Origin of the sequence: Vreelandella lionensis (assembly GCF_002087295.1) — a bacterium.
In the GTDB taxonomy this organism is placed as follows: domain Bacteria; phylum Pseudomonadota; class Gammaproteobacteria; order Pseudomonadales; family Halomonadaceae; genus Vreelandella; species Vreelandella lionensis.
On record NZ_MWVI01000061.1, the window covers coordinates 112,532 to 129,486 of the forward strand.

Here is a 16,955-nt window from a genome sequence, read left to right on the forward strand (position 1 = left end):
GTAAGAAGCGCCAAACTACTGTACATTTTAAAAACTCATGTATAAGAATCGCACAAGATACTGCCTATTCGCCTCAACAATGTTGCAGGTAATGACTTACTATCATCGCCGATTGCGGAATATTTCAATAATACTGAGACACTTATGATCGCTTTTAAACGCTCCTTTTGCTGCCTCTTGCTACTCCTTGGATGGGCTTCTATTGCCAGCGCACAATCAAAGCCGCCTGTGATTGGTTATTACGTTGAGACAGAGACCTGGTCCGACCCGCTGGAAGCACTAGGCACCTTACGTGCTGATGAAAGCGTGACCTTATCGGCCACCGTAACCGACACCATTGCAGAGATTAACTTCGATGATGGCGAGCAGGTAGAGCGCGGTCGTTTACTGGTTCGTTTGGAAGACGCCGAAGAGCAAGCACTGCTAAGAGCCGCCCAGGCCATTACCGATGAGCGGCGAAACGCTTCTGACCGCGCTTCGCAGCTGCAGCAGCGCAACTTAGCGGCTAGAGCAGACGTAGAAGACACTCAATCCCAGCTGCGCCAAGCACAAGCCGATGCCCAAGCTCTGGAAGCTAGACTGGAAAATTACCGGATACACGCGCCGTTTAGCGGCCGCGCAGGATTTCGTGACGTCAGTGTGGGCACCCTCGTCACCCCCGGCATGGCGTTGGTGACGCTAGATAAGCTAGATGTAATGAAACTCGATTTTACCGTACCAGCGGTATTTTTGGGGCGGCTATCCGCCGGGTTAAGTCTTAGTGCCACCACGGCGGCGTACCCAGACGAGGTATTTCGCGGCGACGTTGCCAGCATTGGCACAAGGATTGACCCGGTATCCCGTAGCGTTAGCGTGCGTGCCGAGTTGGCCAATCCAGACTTAAAGCTGCGGCCCGGCATGCTGATGGAGGTCATTGTTCAGCAGCGCGTACGCAACACGCTGGTGCTGCCTGAAGCCGAGATTCAGCCTAGCGGCAACCGCCACTTTGTGATGGTGATTCAACAGCAGGAGAATGCGACACGCTTAGAGCGCCGAGAAGTAGCTATCGGCGAGCGCCGCAGCCGGGAAGTAGAAGTACTAGAGGGCATTAGCGAAGGCGATTTGGTGGTGATTCATGGCCTGCAGCTAGCCCGTGAGGGTCAAGAAGTTCGCCTGCTAGGCGTTGCCGACGACAGCACGGACATTCGCTCGCTGCTGGAGGCTGACCGCTAATGCGTTTATCCGATATTTCCGTTCAGCGGCCAGTGCTGGCCATGGTAATTGCCGCACTGATTATTGCTTTTGGCTTGCTGGCCTTTAACCGCTTGCCGCTGCAAGAGTACCCCACGGTTGACCCGCCTATTGTCAGTATTGATACCCGCTACCCCGGTGCCTCAGCCAGCGTGGTAGAAACACGCATTACCCAAGCTTTAGAAGACCGCATTGCCGGGGTAGAAGGTATCGAACTGATTACCTCCCAAAGCGAAGATGGCCGCCCACGTATTGAGATTGAGTTCGCCATCACCATGGATATTAACGCCGCCGCCAACGATATCCGCGACCGCATTTCAGGCGCGCTGCGCAACCTGCCGGACGACGCCGACAATCCTGAAGTCACTAAAGCCGACAGCAGCGAAGAGATTGTTGTTTGGCTAAGCCTCTCGGGGGCAGACTACTCGATTGCTGAGCTGACCGATTACGCCAACCGCTTTTTAGTGGATAGCCTCTCCGTGCAGCCTGGCGTCGCCAGGGTGCGGGTGGGTGGCGGCCAGGATTACGCCATGCGTGTATGGCTGGACCGTAACGCATTAGCAGCCCGTGGCCTCACCGTGGGCGATGTGGAGGACGCTCTACGTGCTGAAAACGTCGAGCTGCCTGCGGGTTCTATCGAATCCGATGACCGCCAGTTTATTGTCCGCTTGCCGCGCAGTTTCGCCACTGCTGAAGACTTTCAAGGCTTAGCGCTTGCCCAAAGCAATAACGGCTATCTAGTGCGCTTATCGGATGTCGCCCGGGTGGAAGTAGGCTCTGTGGAAGACCGCTCCGTTTTCCGAGCCAACGGCGTGCCTATGGTGGGGCTGGGGATGATCATGCAGTCCACCGCCAACGTGATTGAGCTTTCTGAGGCGGTTCAAGAAGAGCTTGGGCGGCTTCAAGGCACTCTGGCCGGAGGGGATGTCGCTCACGCTGAACTATGATGCCTCGGTGTTCGTTTCCGGTGCCATTGAACAGGTAGTCATGACTCTCTTTATCGCCAGGGGACTCGTAGTGGTGGTCATCTTTCTGTTCCTGGAAAATCTTCGCACCACTATTGTGCCCGCCGTCACAGTACCTATTGCCGTGATTGGCGCGTTTACAGCACTGGCAGCCATGGATTTTTCCATCAACTTTCTCACGCTGCTCGCATTGGTGCTGGCCATCGGGCTGATTGTTGATGATGCCATTGTAGTGCTCGAAAATATCAACCGACGCATGAACGACTATGGCGAGACGCCGCTAGTCGCCGCCTTTCGCGGCACGCGGCAAATCGCCTTTGCGGTGATCGCCACCACCCTAGTGTTAGTCGCCGTCTTTGTGCCACTGAGCATGCTGCAAGGCGATATTGGTCGGCTGTTCTCGGAGTTCGCCCTCACCATGGCAGCAGCAGTGGTCGTCTCTACCCTGCTCGCATTGACCCTAACGCCAATGATGGCCTCCAAAATACTCAAGCCCGGCATGCACGATAGCCGCATTGGGAAAGGCGTGCAGTGGCTGCTGGACGGCACCAAACGCCGCTACCAGCGAGCCTTAGAAGCCGTACTAACGGCCAAATGGCTGGTCGTGGCCCTGTTTGCCCTACTCATTGCCGGAACGGCGTGGCTCGCCACCGCGCTGCCCAATGAATACACCCCGCAAGAAGATCGCGGTAACTTTATCGTGCTGGTCAACGGCCCGGAAGGAGCCCCGTTCGACTACATGATGGATTACATGGATGAGATCGAAGCGCGGCTGACGCCCTTTGTAGAGAGCGGCGAGCTGGAGCGCGTGGTGGTTCGTGCCCCGCGTGGCTTCGGTAATATCGAAAACTTCAATAGCGGCTTTATCATCGTCAATATGGCGGACTGGGGCAGCCGCCGCAGCGCCTGGGAGATTATGGCCGACGTGCGCCATCAGCTACGCTCACTGCCTGGGGTTCAGGCCTTTCCGGTGATGCGGCAAGGCTTCGGCCAACGTACCCAAAAACCGGTGCAGTTTGTGCTGGGCGGCGGCACTTATGAAGAGCTGGCCCGCTGGCGCGACCGGCTGATTAATCATGTGCGGAAAAACAACCCACGTCTAACCGCCATCGAGAGCAACTACGACGAAACCCAGCCTCAGCTGCGTGTCGATATTAACTATGAGCGCGCCGCTGCGTTAGGCGTCACCGTGACTGAGATTGGCCGCACGCTGGAAGTGTTGCTAGGTGGCCGTAACGTAACGCGCTATGTGGATGATGGCGAAGAGTACGATGTGATTGTGGAAGGTGACCGCAGCCGCCAAAACAGCCCGCGCTCACTGGATAACATTCAGGTGCGCTCGGCGCGTTCCGGCGAACTCATCCCACTGGCAAGTCTGGTCACGCTGTCAGATTTTGCCGGTGCCAGTACGCTGAACCGCTTTGACCGCGTGCGCGCGATTACCATTGAAGCGAACCTCGCCGATGGCTACCCGCTGGGCGAAGCGCTGGCATACCTGCAAGACACCGCCGATACCATTCTGCCGGAAGAGGTACAAACTAACGTGGCGGGGCCATCGCGGGATTTCCAGCAGGCAAGCGGCGCGACGATGTTCCTACTGGTGCTAGGTGCCGTGGTTGTATTCCTGTACTGGCCGCCCAGTTCGAAAGCCTCATCCACCCGTTTGTGATTATGCTCACGGTGCCGCTGGCCATGAGCGGTGCCCTGCTGGCTCTACTGCTGAGCGGCCAGTCACTGAATATTTACAGTCAGGTGGGCTTGGTGCTGCTGATTGGCTTGGCGGCTAAAAACGGCATTCTCATTTAGAATTCGCTAACCAGTTGCGGGATGAAGGGCAGGCATTTCGCTCGGCGCTGATTGAGGCCTCGGTGACCCGCCTACGACCCATCTTGATGACCGCCGTGACCACCATGGCCGGTGCTATTCCGCTGATTATCTCCAGCGGGCCAGGGGCGGAGTCGCGGTTGGTGATTGGCACGGTCATCATGGCCGGGGTTGGGGCTGCCACCGTCTTCACGCTGTTTGTGGTGCCCGTGGCGTACGACCTGCTGGCCCGCCACTCTGGCTCGCCTGGAGCAGTGAAGCGCCAGCTCGAAGAGGAGATCGCCAACGCGCCTACGGCTCAACACACGCCGCTTGAGTTGCCAGAGCGATAACGCATCCCCAAAAACACTAAGGGCGCCAACGAGGCGCCCTTAGTGTTTAAACGTCACAACGGGTGTGCTTATTCGCAGTCGCCGATGCGCTCGCCCTCAATCGCGGTATTGATGGTCAGCTCGCCCCTGGGGAGACTGCGTCAGAATATCCACGGTGCCTTCGATCTGGTCGCCCATGAAGCGCATTTCGCCGCCGATGGTCGCTTCGCCACCTTCAGCGCGGCATACCATGCTGTAGGAGAGGCCGTCGGCACTCATATCCTGGTTCAGCAGTTCGCAGCCTTCTTCCTCTTCAATAAAACCAAAATCAGCCCCCTCTAGCGCTTCCTGGTTAATGCACTGACGCTCGGTTTCCGTTTGATCGGGAATCTGCATATCGCCGCTGACGCTAGTCACGCTGACAAACTCCCACTCGCCGGGCGTAACATTAGGTGTTTCCGCCTGGGCAACCATCGGGAAGGCCGCTAAGGCCGCAACTGCCATGTACCGTTTCATCATCGCTTTTATCTCGCTAGGTGGTTCGGGAAAACTCGTCATTATCCTACCTGATTCGTTGATCAGGTGCCTGCTTGCAAACAGCACTGCTACACTAAGCTGTCAATGACATTGAGTGTAACGCTGAAAAGGGCAACAACCATGCACGACGACGCACTAATTAATCATGATTTCCACTGCCCTTACTGTGATACGCCGCTCACTTTTGTGATCGATACCTCTCAGGGTAGCCACGACACCTGGGAAGATTGCCATCAGTGCTGCGCGCCCATCCAGCTACAGGTCATTGTGTCACCAATGACCGGAGAGCTAGACGCCGTCATCACTGGACGTGACGACGACGTGCTGTAGCGTTGGGTTAAAAAGCTTAAGCCTCCTCCCCTTGCTGTATCACTGACTGGCGCTTGGCCTCGCTGCGGCGCATGAAGTACCACGCCAGAAGTGTCGCCAACGATACGGTCAGAATAATCAGCGTCGCCAGCGCGTTGATCTTCGGCGACACGCCCATTCGCACCGAGGAAAACACCACCATCGGTAGCGTATTGTCCCGCGGCCCAGAGACAAAGCTGGCAATCACCAAGTCATCCAACGACAGCGTAAAGGCCAGCAGCCAGCCTGCAGCGAGGGCGGGTGCAATGACCGGTAGCGTGACGAAGAAGAAGGTTTTGACCGGCGGTGAGCCTAAATCCATCGCCGCCTCTTCAATAGAGCGGTCCACTTCCCGCAACCTAGCCGCCACCACCACCGCCACGTAGGCGCTACAGAACGTAGTGTGGGCAATCCAAATAGTGGCCATGCCACGGTCGGCGGGCCAGCCGATCAGCTGCGCCATTTGCACAAACAGCAGTAGCAGCGACAGGCCGGTAATCACTTCCGGCATCACCAGCGGCGCGGTCACCATGCTGGAAAGCGCCGTTTTGCCACGAAAATGGCCATAGCGCGTCATAACAAACGCAGCCACCGTGCCCAGGCACACCGCCATACTGGCCGCAAAGAAGGCAAATCTCAAGGCTGGTCCATACCGCCGACAGAATCTGCTGGTCGCGAAACAGCTCGCCATACCATTGGGTTGAGAAACCGGCCCATACGGTTACTAGGCGCGACTCATTAAACGAATACACCACCAGCACCATCATGGGCAGGTACAAAAACAGCAGGCCCAACACCAGCATCACGGTGGTAAAACTTGGGCGCCGACGCGATCTCATCATTCTTCAAGCTCCCGTGACTGGTAGCGGTGGAACCACACAAGGGGAATGAGCAATAGCAGCAGCATCACCATGGCGAGCGCTGACGCGACCGGCCAGTCGCGGTTAAGGAAGAACTCTTCCCACAGCACCTTACCAATCATCAACGTATCGGGGCCGCCTAGTAGCTCAGGAATCACAAACTCCCCAACGGCAGGAATAAACACCAGCATTGAGCCTGCGATAATGCCCCCCATCGAGAGCGGCAGTGTCACCTTTAAAAAGGTATTGAGCTTACGCGACCCAAGATCCGAGGCCGCTTCCAGCAGCGAGTTATCCAAACGCGTCAGGTGGGCATACAGCGGCAGTACCATAAACGGTAGGTAGGCGTAGACAATGCCCACAATTACCGAAAACTGGGTATTCATCATCCGCAGCGGTGAATCAATCACCCCCAACCCCATCAATAGGTTATTGATTAGGCCACTATTGCTAAGAATACCCATCCAGGCGTATACCCGAATCAGAAACGATGTCCAGGATGGCAACATCACTAACAGCAGCAGAATCAGCTGCAAGCGCCCTGGGGCACGGGCCATGGCGTAGGCCATCGGATAGCCAATCAGCAAACACACCACTGTCGCCACAAACGCGGTTTTAATCGACCCCCAGTACGCGGCGGCATAGAGCGAATCCGACAACAAAAACAGATAGTTGCCTAGGTTCAAAAAGATGTTCAGCGTTTGATCGGCATACTCTAACAGCGGCCCGTAGGGAGGAATGGCAATGGCCGATTCAGAAAGGCTGATCTTAAGCACCAGCGCAAAGGGCAGTAGGAAAAATAGCGTCAGCCACACCAGCGGGAAAGCAATCACGGCGCGTCGGCCTAAATGCATCCGCTTGATAAGGCCTGCAATGCGAGATGGCATCATAATGGGCAATCTCCTGTCAGCCACCCGGGCATTAGCGGTTCAGCACGATAGCGCTATGATTTTCCCAATAAACGTACACGCTATCCTCCCAGGTTGGGCGGTCACCGCGCCGCTCGGTGTTGGCCATGCTCACTTTAATCATCTGCCCGGAAGCAGTGCGCACGTAGTAAAGTGAATAGCCGCCCAAGTAGGCGATATCATCCACCTTGCCCGCTTCCCAGTTGTCTCTGACGACGGCTGCTCACGGGTTAGCCAGATTTTCTCAGGGCGCAGCGCCGCCCACACCCGGCGGTCTACTGCCTGGGTGGTAATGCCGTGGTCGATATAGATCGGCCGTGAGAGCGCAGGTGACTCAATGCGGCAGTGGTCAGCGGCGTCCTCAATGATCTCACCCTCAAACAAGTTCACTGTACCGACGAACTCGGCCACCATCCGGCTGGCAGGGCTTTCATAAATATCCACCGGCGAGCCAACCTGCTCAATCCAGCCATCCGCCATGATCGCCACACGGTCGGCCATGGTCATGGCCTCTTCCTGGTCGTGGGTCACCATGGTGCAGGTCACACCCACCTGCTCAATGATCTCGACCACTTCCAGCTGCATTTCGGTGCGCAGCTTTTTATCCAGCGCGCCCATGGGCTCATCTAGCAGCAGCAGCTTGGGTCGTTTGGCAAGCGAGCGCGCCAAGGCGACCCGCTGGCGCTGACCGCCAGAAAGCTGGTGGGGTTTACGCTTAGCGAAGCGCTCCATATGCACCAGCTTGAGCATCTGGGCAACCCGCGCTTCAATTTCAGCTTTAGGCAGCTTGTCCTGCTTTAATCCAAAGGCAATATTCTGCGCCACGGTCATATGCGGAAATAGCGCATAGGACTGGAACATCATATTGATGGGCCGCTTGTGTGGCGGCATCTCAGTGATGTTTTCGCCACTCAGCAAAATGCGCCCTTCGCTGGGCGTCTCAAAACCGGCAAGCATGCGCAGCAGGGTAGATTTACCCGAGCCAGACCCACCTAGCAGGGCAAAAATCTCGCCGCGCTTTACCTGCAAATTCACATCATCGACGGCAAGCGCATCATCAAACCGCTTGCTCAAGCGCTTAACCTCTAAAACGATATCCTCGGCAAATCGAGGTGCTTTCCCCTGAGCGCGCACAGGCGGGGGAATGGCAGACGAAGAGGATGAAGAATCGTTCGACAGGGGCGTAGTGACCATTCGCCACTCCCATCAAAAGGCCCGGTTAACCGGGCGATAAAAGACAAACAGCGAGCCGAGCAGCTGCCCGGCTCGCCGTCAGGCGATGATTAGAATTAACGGCCAGACTTAACGCGGTTCCAGGTGCGCGTACGGGCACGCAGGATATCCTGGGTTTTTTCTACCTGGACATACAGGTTCTGCATGACGTCGGTTTCCGGGTAGATGGCCGGATCGTTAATCAGCTCATCTGAGAGGTACTCGTTCGCCGCCAGGTTGGGGTTGGCATAGCGCACGTACTCGCTGATCTCAGCAGCAATTTCAGGGTCGAGGATGAAATTAATAAACGCGTGGGCGTTGTCGGGATTCGGAGCATCTGCCGGAATCGCCATCATATCAAACCACAGCGCAGCGCCCTCTTTCGGGATGCTGTAGCCAATGGTGAAATCACGGCCCGCTTCTTCCGCACGCGCGGCAGCCTGGAAGATATCACCAGAGTAGCCTGCCGCCACGCAGATATCACCGTTGGCAAGGTCAGACACATAGCGCGAAGAGTGGAAGTAGGTAATGTTATCGCGCACTTTGGAGATTAGCTCACCGGCAGCCTCAATGTCCTCAACGCTTTCATTGAGTGGGTCAAGGCCAAGAATAAACCATCGCAGGTGACAGCATTTCATCACCAGAATCCAGCATCGCAAGGCCACAGCCTGCTTCACTAAGCTTGGTGGTAATTTCCGGGTCAAACAGCAATGCCCAGCTATCTAACGGTGCGTCGTCACCCAAAATTTCGGTGACGCGCTCAACGTTATAGCCAATGCCGTTGGTGCCCCACATATAAGGAACCGAGTATTCGCTACCTTGATCGATGGTTTCCAAGTTAGCCATCAGCTCAGGATCAAGGTTATCTAAATTGGGCAGCAGCTCATGGTTAAGCGGCTGAAAAACGCCTGCTTTCAACTGGCGGGTGAAGTAATAGGTCGAAGGCACGACCACATCGTAGCCGGAACGGCCGGAGAGCAGGGCCGCATCAAGAATTTCGTTACTATCGTAAACGTCGTAGGTTATTTCAATACCGGTACGCTCGGTAAACTTCTCCAGCGTTTCCGGGGCAATATAGTCAGACCAGTTATATACCCGCACTTCTTCAGCATGGGCAGCAGCGGCCGCTACGGCAAAAGAGATGGCCGTAACGGCCCCTGAAAGTTTTTTAACGTTCCCCATTTACCTGCTCCTTATCTCGAAAGTCTACATCACCAAAAAGCCGTGTACTGCAATCGGCTGTCGCTGGCTGGTTAGCCACCGATGCAACTAGCGCTAGCTGAAAACAGCTTAGGCGATTATCGCAACCGTGCGAATTTTGCGGTGCAGTGCCGTCTATCGCAAGAGTATGTGGAAAATTCTTGTATTCAGCTCCTGTTGCCCCCACTTCCTTGGTCAGCTGAAGGTAGCAAGAAGGACCTATAGCCAAAGCCTATTGGAAAGATTCATTTTTCCAATTTTAGCTATTAGTCGTAGTCCGCTACCATTGGCAACAACTTTTTCTACTGCCATTCACCTATTGTGGAGACGTTCTGAATGTCTTTGATTAACACTGAAGTAAAACCGTTTAAAGCCACTGCTTACCTGAACGGCGAATTTGTTGACGTTACTGAAGCCGACATGAAAGGCCAGTGGTCCATTTTCTTCTTCTACCCGGCCGACTTCACTTTCGTTTGCCCGACTGAGCTGGGCGACTTGGCTGATAACTACGAAGCCTTCAAGAAGTTGGGCGTTGAAATTTACAGCGTGTCTACCGACACCCACTTCACACATAAAGCATGGCACGACAGCTCTGAAACCATCGGTAAACTGCAGTACCCGATGATTGCTGACCCGACCCTGCAAATTTCTCGCAACTTCGAAGTTCTGATCGAAGAAGCAGGTCTGGCTGAGCGCGGTACTTTCGTCGTTGACCCGGATGGCAAAATCCAGATCGTCGAAATCAACGCTGGTAACATCGGCCGTAACGCTGAAGAGCTGCTGCGTAAAGTGAAGGCTGCTCAGTACGTTCGTGAAAACCCGAACGAAGTATGCCCGGCTAAATGGAAAGAAGGCGAAGAGACCCTAGCTCCGTCTCTGGACCTCGTAGGCAAAATCTAAATTGCCTACCGCTGCCGCTTAGGATTCGAATCGCATTAAGTTGAATCCCTACAGGCAGCACAGCACCCGGGCACTTGGCCGGGGTGTTTCGTTTAAGCACCCGTGTAACCGCATCCCCTGTTTTCCCTAGCGCTTTTACCGACTGCCCTACTGATCCGGCAGCGGGCGTTTTATGTTGAGAACAACTTACTGCTGACTGCGAGGAAGCCACTGTCATGCTGGACGCCAATTTAAAAAATCAGTTGAAAGCTTACCTGGAAAAAGTGACTCAACCGTTCGAGATCGTTGCGTCCCTCGATGACGGTGCCAAGTCACGCGAATTACTGGGCCTGTTGGAAGATATCAGCAGCCTCACCGATAAAATTACCCTGCATACCGACGGGCAAGATAGCCGTACCCCGTCGTTTGCGATTAACCGCCCCGGCGAAGAAACCGGCGTGGTGTTTGCAGGCATCCCCATGGGCCACGAGTTCACCTCGCTGGTACTGGCACTGCTGCAAGTCGGTGGTCACCCACCGAAGACCTCTCAAGAGCTGTTAGATCAAATCAAGGATCTCGACGGCGAGATGCTGTTTGAGACCTACTACTCGCTCTCCTGCCAGAACTGCCCGGATGTAGTTCAGGCGCTGAACCTGATGGCGATCTTCAACCCGAACGTGCGTCATGTCGCTATCGACGGTGCGCTGTTCCAGGATGAAGTTGAATCGCGTGAAATCATGTCCGTGCCCAGCATCTACTTAAACGGCAAGCCGTTTGACCAGGGCCGCATGACCCTTGAACAGATTCTGGCCAAAGTGGACACTGGCGCTGCCGACCGTGAAGCGAAGAAGCTGAGCGAAAAAGCCGCCTTCGATACGCTGGTGATTGGCGGCGGCCCAGCAGGTGCAGCGGCAGCCATCTACTCCGCACGTAAAGGCATTAACACCGGTGTTGCCGCCGAGCGCTTTGGTGGCCAGGTATCCGACACCATGGGTATTGAGAACTTTATCTCTGTTACCCACACCGAAGGCCCCAAGCTGGTCAGCGCACTTGAAGAGCACGTTAAAGAGTACGAAGTCGACGTGATGAATCTGCAACGTGCTACGTCGTTCAAAGCAGCAGAAGCCGAAGGCGGCCTGCATGAGGTCACGTGCGAGTCTGGCGCGAAGCTGAAGAGCAAAACTCTGGTACTGGCCACCGGTGCCCGCTGGCGTGAAATGAACGTGCCCGGCGAGCAAGAGTACCGCAACAAAGGTGTTGCCTACTGCCCCCACTGCGACGGCCCGCTGTTCAAAGGCAAGCGGGTGGCGGTCATCGGTGGCGGTAACTCCGGCGTTGAAGCGGCTATCGACTTGGCTGGCATCGTCGGCCACGTAACGCTGGTTGAGTTTATGGGTGAAATGCGCGCCGACGCGGTACTGCAGAAGAAGCTGAAGAGCCTGCCTAACGTCGACATCGTGCTAAATGCCCAAACCACCGAAGTGACCGGCGACGGCAGCCGCGTCAATGGCCTGACCTACAAAGACCGCAACACCGATGAAGTGAAGAGCATCGCGCTGGAAGGCATCTTTGTGCAAATCGGCCTAGTGCCTAACACCGAGTGGCTGAAAGGCTCGCCAATTGAAATGTCACCCCGTGGCGAGATCATCGTCGATGCCCACGGTATGACCTCGGTGCCCGGCGTGTTCGCCGCTGGCGATGTCACCACCGTGCCCTACAAGCAGATCATTATTGCGATGGGTGAAGGTGCCAAAGCATCACTGGGTGCCTTCGATTATCTGATTCGTAACTAATCTGCTAGATGACTGGCTGATAGGGCGGCAGCGCCGCCCTACTGAGTTCGTTCCCTTTGACGTGAAGACCGTGACGTCGCGCCCGCCCCCCTGCGGGCTTTTTTTATGCGCAGGCGCTGTGCGTGAATGTCGTGTGCGAGTGTTATGTGCGAGCGCTACACACCGGGCACGCCGGGTCTCTTGGCACCTGAAAATGGCGCCACTGGCCGCTTAAGCCATCAAAGGTAGATAAGCCCTGATGCGCCGTCCCCGCACCGCTTAGCAGCTTAAATGCCTCTACCGCCTGGAAGCAGCCAATCAGCCCCACTAAAGGGGCCATGACACCGCTCTCTGCACAGCTCAGCGCTTCATCTTCGCTATCCCCTGCCGGGTATAAACAGGCGTAGCAGGGGAACGCTTCATCACGCGGGTCAAACACCGCCAGTTGGCCCGAAAAGCGAATCGCCGCGCCGGAAATCAGCGGCACGCCTGCCTGCTGGGAGGCGGCATTGATGGCATAGCGGCTGGAAAAACGGTCGGTGCAGTCCAACACCACATCGGCCGAGGCCACCAGGGCGGTGAGCGCTTCGCCTTCTGCATGCTGCTCAAGGGCCACAACGTGGCACTCTGGGTTAAGCGCTTGCATGCTCTCCTTGGCGGAGCGCGTTTTGTTCACCCCCAGGCTTGCCTGCTGATGGGCAATTTGGCGCTGCAAATTGGTTAGCTCGACATGGTCAGCATCGGCAATGGTGATGGTCCCTACGCCCGCCGCTGCCAAATAGAGCGCCACCGGCGAGCCCAGCCCACCGGCACCGATAATCAGCGCATGGGCAGCACGCAAGCGCTCCTGCCCTTCAATGTCCACCTCAGGCAGCATGCTTTGGCGGCTATAGCGCAGCAGCGCCTGATCGTCCATCATCGCGTTACTTATCCTCAAATTCCTCAAAGTCGGGGATGTGCAGGCTGAAGCTCTCCTTCACCTCCTCCATCACCACGTAGCTTTTCGACTCTGTCACGCCCGGCAATGTCAGCACCACATCGCCCAATAGCTGCCGATACGCGGCCATCTCAGGAATGCGGCACTTCAAGATGTAGTCGAACTGGCCGGAGACCAGATGGCACTCCTGAATCTGAGGCAGCTTCTCCACCGCACGGCGGAACTCGTCAAACACAGCAGGCGACTGGGTTCCCAGGCCAATTTCAACAAACACCAGCAAATTCGCCTTAAGCGCTCTGGGGTCAAGAATGGCCTGGTAGCCACGGATAATGCCCGCGCGCTCCAAGCGCTTCACACGCTCTAGGCAAGGGGTTGTGGATAAACCAACTTCAGAGGCAAGGTCTACATAGGAAATGCGTGCGTTCTCTTGCAGGCAGCGCAAAATTTTCAGGTCGATACGGTCCAGCGTTCTATTTTTTGGTTTCATGGCAGGATCCAATACTGATGAATCAGGCAGTTATTCGAGGTGCCCCAGGGTAACCCGTTCATGGCCGCCCATGTCTTGTACGCTTTCAACGCTTTGATAGCCCGCTAGCTTTAGCGCCTCGCGCACGCTAGGAGCCTGCCGATAACCGTGCTCCAGCGCCAGCCAGCCACCGGGCGAGAGAAACGCCTGAGCGGTGTGAATCAAATGCAGCAGGTCAGCCATGCCGTCGGCATCGGCCACTAGCGCCGAGCGTGGCTCAAAGCGTACATCGCCTTGGCCTAAATGCGGGTCATCAGCGGCAATATAGGGCGGATTACTAACAATAATCTCAAACGTTGAACCAGGCGAAGGCGAACCAGATGAGGACGCACTAGGAGGCGAAAGCCTCAAAGCGCTGAACCAATCGCTGACCAGGAACGTGGCGTTAGTGATCTTAAGCGTGCGAGCATTGTGAGCCGCCAGCGCCACCGCCTCTGGGCGAACATCCACCCCGACCACCTGCCAATCCGGCCGTTCACTGGCAAAGGCCAGCGCGATAGCCCCGGTGCCCGTACCCAGGTCAAGCAGCCTGCCGGGTGGCGTGCCTGCACGCGCTAAAGCGGCCCCTACTAGGGTTTCGGTATCGGGCCGCGGAATCAGCGTGGTAGGCGAGGTAGCCAGCGGCAGCCCCCAAAACTCACGCTCTCCGGTTAAATAGGCCACCGGCTGGCCATGGGCGCGGGCGGCAATTAGCGCGTCAAAGCGGGCATGCTCCCAGGTGGGGCATTCGCTATCGCCCCAGGTATAGAGCCATGTGCGGCTGCGGCCAGTAGCGAACTCCATCAGTACCTCAGCATCTATGCGAGGCGACGGCGAACCTGCCAGCTGCAGCCGCTGGGCGGCGCTCTTCAGAAGGGCGTCGAACGTCATTAAGCGTCCTGCAGCGCCGAGAGCTGTTCCGCTTGGTACTCGTGAATCAGCGGTTCGATCACGTCGTCCAACTGCTCGCCGCTCACTACTTCGGTCAGCTTGTAGAGCGTCAGGTTAATGCGGTGATCGGTAATGCGCCCCTGAGGGAAGTTGTAAGTGCGGATACGCTCACTGCGGTCACCAGAGCCTACCAACGAGCGGCGGGCATCGGCCTGCTCCTGGCGCTGAGAATCCACCGCGTTACGCTTGAGCTTGGCGGCCAGCAGCGACATCGCTTTGGCGCGGTTCTTATGCTGGCTACGCTCTTCCTGACACTCCACTACCACGCCGGTAGGCAGGTGGGTAATCCGAATCGCGGAATCGGTGGTGTTAACGTGCTGACCACCGGCAGGTATCAACCCGCAAATCCGCAGGGTTAATATCAATATCTCCCACTTCATCCACTTCAGGCATCACCGCAACGGTGCAGGCGGAAGTATGGATTCGGCCCTGGGATTCGGTCGCCGGTACGCGCTGTACCCGATGAGCGCCAGACTCGAACTTGAGGCGGGCATAGACGCCGTCGCCCTTCACTCGGGAAATGACTTCTTTATAACCGCCCTGCTCGCCGTGGCTAGCGCTAACAATTTCTACGCGCCAGCCGCGCTTTTCCGCATAGCGGGAGTACATGCGGAAGAGATCACCCGCAAAGATGGCCGCTTCATCACCACCCGTGCCCGCGCGCACTTCCAAAAAGACACCGCGACCGTCGTCCGGGTCTTTCGGAATCAGCAGGCGTTTCAGCTCAACGTCGAGAGTCTCCAACTGCTCGCGATCCATCGAGCATTTCCATCTCCGCCAGCTCGCGCATCTCCGGGTCACTGTCGCGGCTTAGCTGCTCGGCTTCGGCAATGCTGTTTTCCACCTCAAGGTAGCGCTTCCAAGCGGCGACCAGCTCTTCGAGTTCGGCGTACTCGCGAGAGTAGTCGCGAAAGCGCTGCTGATTGTTGATCACCTCAGGATCGGACAGCAGCATGGCCAGCTCTTCAAACCGGTCGGAGAAGCTGTCTAAACGTTGGCGCAAAGTCTCTTTCATGCGGGCGTATCATCCTTCTGGCGTTTTGCCGGGGGCGCAGGCTGCTCAAAGGCGGGCTTCGGCGGTAGCAGCAGGCGCGGCGCGGCGCTAAGCAAATCGTGGTTTTCCTGAGAGGCCGCTTCGCGAATGGTGAGCGTTGGCTGATGCATTAGGCGGCTGGCCAGCTGATGCGCTAGGCGCTCAACCACTTTGGCCGGGTCTTCGCCTTTTGCCAAACGCTCAAGCGCCTGATCCCGCGCCTGGTCGCGCAGCGCCTCACCGTGGCGGCGATAGTCACGAATCACCTCACCGCCATTACGAATACGCCGCTCATGCTGCCAGCTACCCACGCCGTGCTCAATGAGCGACTCGGCCTGGTCGGCCGCCACTTGACGGTGGCGACGATTCTCTTCGATCACCTCTTCCAGGTCATCGACGGTATACAGGAACACATCCGCCAGCTCACCCACTTCTGGCTCGATGTCCCGCGGTACGGCGATATCGACCATAAACACGGGACGATGGCGACGCTTCTTCAGCGCCCGTTCGACCATCCCTTTGCCCAATATAGGCAGCGGCGATGCGGTAGAGGAGATAACGATATCGGCATGCTCTAAGGCATCAGGAATCTCCGGCAGCGTAATCGCCGTACCGCCCAGCGACGATGAAACCTGCTCGGCCCGCTCCCGGGTACGGTTCGCCACGGTGAGCTGACGGACACCAGCTTCATGCAGATGGCGGGCCACTAGCTCGATGGTCTCACCGGCCCCAATCAGTAACGCGTTGGCGCGGCTGAAATCATCGAAAATGCGGCTGGCCATGCTGACGGCAGCATAGGCAACAGAAACCGGATTTTTACCGATGCCAGTTTCGGTGCGTACCTGCTTGGCCACGGCGAAGGTGTGCTGAAAAAGACGCTCCAGCTCGCCACCCAGGCCCTTGGCCTGACGCGCTTGCTGATAAGCATCTTTTAACTGGCCTAGTATTTGCGGCTCACCCAACACCATGGAGTCCAGCCCCACAGCCACGCGCATCAAATGACGAGCAGCGTCGTTGTCGTGGTAGTGGTAGGCGCAGCGGGAGAGCTCTTCAACGCGTAAATTATGAAAACGACCCAGCCAGTCCAGCACAGTCTGCTCACCGGCGGTATCCGTCACACAGTAGAGTTCCGTGCGATTACACGTCGAAAGCACCGCCGCTTCGCTAATGTGTGGCAGGCTACGCAGTTCAGCCAACGCGCTTTCCAGCTGCGTCGGCGTAAAGGCCACCTGCTCACGCACAGCCACGGTGGCAGTACGATGATTGATTCCCAGGGCAAGAAGCGTCATGGGTTATGCGTCTTCGCTAGTGGATCGGTCGTCACGTCACTGTCGGTCATGGTTTCTTGGCTTGTTGATACAAGTCTAAGAGAGCAGCTCATCAAGTGAATTGCGCTGGCTCGGCTCTTTTTCAAGGTGGAACATTCTATCACAGCCGAGCATCTTCTGGCGCACACCACTTTGCCGCAGGCAGCCAAGCCGCT

At 56.7% G+C, this 16,955-nt stretch carries 9 protein-coding genes and 6 pseudogenes; 5 read left to right on the forward strand and 10 right to left on the reverse strand.

Annotated features, from left to right (window positions below; all coding sequences use genetic code 11):
- Positions 1-144: 144 nt before the first annotated feature.
- Together B4967_RS08150 and B4967_RS08155 are read left to right on the forward strand one after the other, a co-directional pair.
- Positions 145-1,212 carry an efflux RND transporter periplasmic adaptor subunit gene (locus tag B4967_RS08150; RefSeq protein ID WP_083024622.1) on the forward strand — a complete coding sequence of 356 codons (1,068 nt, stop codon included), beginning with the start codon at positions 145-147 and terminating at the stop codon, positions 1,210-1,212.
- Positions 1,212-4,351, forward strand: a pseudogene (locus B4967_RS08155) (efflux RND transporter permease subunit). The gene B4967_RS08150 and the pseudogene B4967_RS08155 overlap by 1 nt, the downstream one beginning before the upstream one ends.
- A gap of 68 nt (positions 4,352-4,419) precedes the next feature.
- Here the strand turns inward: B4967_RS08155 and B4967_RS08160 are convergent.
- Positions 4,420-4,849: pseudogene (locus B4967_RS08160) on the reverse strand (DUF3617 domain-containing protein).
- Positions 4,850-4,987: 138 nt separating this feature from the next.
- On the opposite strand from B4967_RS08160, the gene B4967_RS08165 reads away from it, so the two are divergent.
- Positions 4,988-5,197 (forward strand): zinc ribbon domain-containing protein, encoded by a 210-nt coding sequence (locus tag B4967_RS08165; RefSeq protein WP_054644977.1) that lies wholly within the window; start codon positions 4,988-4,990, stop codon positions 5,195-5,197.
- A 16-nt stretch (positions 5,198-5,213) separates the two neighbouring features.
- Here B4967_RS08165 and B4967_RS08170 read toward each other — a convergent pair.
- The 4 genes and pseudogenes from B4967_RS08170 to B4967_RS08185 form a co-directional block, all read right to left on the reverse strand.
- Positions 5,214-6,057 (reverse strand): annotated as a pseudogene (locus B4967_RS08170) (ABC transporter permease subunit).
- A complete protein-coding gene (locus tag B4967_RS08175) occupies positions 6,054-6,965 on the reverse strand; it encodes an ABC transporter permease subunit (protein ID WP_083024623.1) in 912 nt (303 codons plus the stop codon). The pseudogene B4967_RS08170 and the gene B4967_RS08175 overlap by 4 nt, the downstream one beginning before the upstream one ends.
- A 31-nt stretch (positions 6,966-6,996) precedes the next feature.
- Positions 6,997-8,177: pseudogene (locus B4967_RS08180) on the reverse strand (ABC transporter ATP-binding protein).
- Positions 8,178-8,272: 95 nt separating this feature from the next.
- Positions 8,273-9,377: pseudogene (locus B4967_RS08185) on the reverse strand (polyamine ABC transporter substrate-binding protein).
- A gap of 354 nt (positions 9,378-9,731) precedes the next feature.
- Here B4967_RS08185 and ahpC point away from each other — a divergent pair.
- On the forward strand, positions 9,732-10,295 hold the full coding sequence (gene ahpC / locus B4967_RS08190) for an alkyl hydroperoxide reductase subunit C (protein ID WP_083024625.1): 564 nt from the start codon (positions 9,732-9,734) through the stop codon (positions 10,293-10,295).
- A gap of 215 nt (positions 10,296-10,510) precedes the next feature.
- On the forward strand, positions 10,511-12,067 hold the full coding sequence (gene ahpF, locus B4967_RS08195) for an alkyl hydroperoxide reductase subunit F (RefSeq protein WP_083024627.1): 1,557 nt from the start codon (positions 10,511-10,513) through the stop codon (positions 12,065-12,067).
- A gap of 142 nt (positions 12,068-12,209) precedes the next feature.
- On the opposite strand, the gene B4967_RS08200 is transcribed toward ahpF, so the two are convergent.
- The 5 genes and pseudogenes from B4967_RS08200 to hemA all read right to left on the reverse strand — a co-directional run bounded on the left by B4967_RS08200 (position 12,210) and on the right by hemA (position 16,761).
- The gene (locus B4967_RS08200; protein ID WP_083024628.1) at positions 12,210-12,965 is read right to left on the reverse strand and encodes a HesA/MoeB/ThiF family protein; all 756 of its coding nucleotides are present in this window, start codon (positions 12,963-12,965) and stop codon (positions 12,210-12,212) included.
- Between the two features lie 4 nt (positions 12,966-12,969).
- The gene (locus B4967_RS08205) at positions 12,970-13,470 is read right to left on the reverse strand and encodes a winged helix-turn-helix transcriptional regulator (protein ID WP_083024630.1); all 501 of its coding nucleotides are present in this window, start codon (positions 13,468-13,470) and stop codon (positions 12,970-12,972) included.
- Positions 13,471-13,500: 30 nt separating this feature from the next.
- A complete protein-coding gene (gene prmC / locus B4967_RS08210; RefSeq protein ID WP_083024632.1) occupies positions 13,501-14,379 on the reverse strand; it encodes a peptide chain release factor N(5)-glutamine methyltransferase in 879 nt (292 codons plus the stop codon).
- Positions 14,379-15,454: pseudogene (prfA, locus tag B4967_RS08215) on the reverse strand (peptide chain release factor 1). The gene prmC and the pseudogene prfA overlap by 1 nt, the downstream one beginning before the upstream one ends.
- Complete coding sequence (gene hemA, locus B4967_RS08220; RefSeq protein ID WP_083024633.1) at positions 15,451-16,761, reverse strand: glutamyl-tRNA reductase; 1,311 nt, start codon at positions 16,759-16,761, stop codon at positions 15,451-15,453. The pseudogene prfA and the gene hemA overlap by 4 nt, the downstream one beginning before the upstream one ends.
- Positions 16,762-16,955: the final 194 nt, after the last annotated feature.

What these genes read in the sequence shown, in the direction of transcription:
- B4967_RS08165 (WP_054644977.1), top strand. Translation starts at nt 4,988, where the DNA reads ATGCACGACGACGCACTAATTAATCATGATTTCCACTGCCCTTACTGT.
- ahpF (WP_083024627.1), top strand. Translation starts at nt 10,511, where the DNA reads ATGCTGGACGCCAATTTAAAAAATCAGTTGAAAGCTTACCTGGAAAAA.
- B4967_RS08205 (WP_083024630.1), bottom strand. Translation starts at nt 13,470, where the DNA reads ATGAAACCAAAAAATAGAACGCTGGACCGTATCGACCTGAAAATTTTG.
- prmC (WP_083024632.1), bottom strand. Translation starts at nt 14,379, where the DNA reads ATGACGTTCGACGCCCTTCTGAAGAGCGCCGCCCAGCGGCTGCAGCTG.
- B4967_RS08200 (WP_083024628.1), bottom strand. Translation starts at nt 12,965, where the DNA reads ATGATGGACGATCAGGCGCTGCTGCGCTATAGCCGCCAAAGCATGCTG.
- ahpC (WP_083024625.1), top strand. Translation starts at nt 9,732, where the DNA reads ATGTCTTTGATTAACACTGAAGTAAAACCGTTTAAAGCCACTGCTTAC.
- B4967_RS08150 (WP_083024622.1), top strand. Translation starts at nt 145, where the DNA reads ATGATCGCTTTTAAACGCTCCTTTTGCTGCCTCTTGCTACTCCTTGGA.
- hemA (WP_083024633.1), bottom strand. Translation starts at nt 16,761, where the DNA reads ATGACGCTTCTTGCCCTGGGAATCAATCATCGTACTGCCACCGTGGCT.
- B4967_RS08175 (WP_083024623.1), bottom strand. Translation starts at nt 6,965, where the DNA reads ATGATGCCATCTCGCATTGCAGGCCTTATCAAGCGGATGCATTTAGGC.